General features: G+C 34.6%; 1 pseudogene. It reads right to left on the bottom strand.

Annotated elements, in window-relative coordinates:
- Nucleotides 1-64: 64 nt before the first annotated feature.
- Nucleotides 65-616, bottom strand: a pseudogene (locus DWW70_RS14950) (hypothetical protein); the annotation flags it as partial.

The raw sequence follows: 616 nt of genomic DNA on the forward strand, positions 1-616 counted from the left end.
TTAATAATTTCCAGCTAATCTATGGTTGACTTTTCATAGCTGGTCTCTTTTCATAATTAAACACCTATTCCTTTATATTTCTTACTTCCGTAATCCAATTTGAATCAAACTTACTAAATAAAATTTGTTTACCATTTCCAGGTCTAGGATCGCTAATTTTAGTTTGTGCTTTTGCTGTTCCAATAGCATGAGTAACTTCTGTTTTCTTCTTCACTCTAGCAACTTTTACAACATTTCGATTTCCCCATTCTTTTGATAATGCCATTTTATCCATATATTCTTCAATTGTAGAAATTCCATTAGCCTCATCAATTGTTGTCCAATACCTAAGTGATGCGTTTGGCGCATCAGAACTAAATTGAACTAAAATCATATCTTCTTTTACAACATCTCTAACTTCAACATCAGTATTAAAATCATCTACCAAACTATCCGCAAATCTATTTGAGTAATCCTTTATTGATGATTCTCTACCACTCTTACATTTAAAACTACCTTCAGGCTCCCCCCGTCCTTTGCATGTAGATATAACACCATTTCCACCATCCGTCTTTGACGATGGTTTTCCACCTCCAACAGACTGCATAGCAAACGATGTTGCCGCACTTTTTACCCA

The sequence above is a fragment of the Coprococcus sp. AF16-5 genome, assembly GCF_003479365.1.
Lineage (GTDB): Bacteria > Bacillota > Clostridia > Lachnospirales > Lachnospiraceae > Coprococcus > Coprococcus aceti.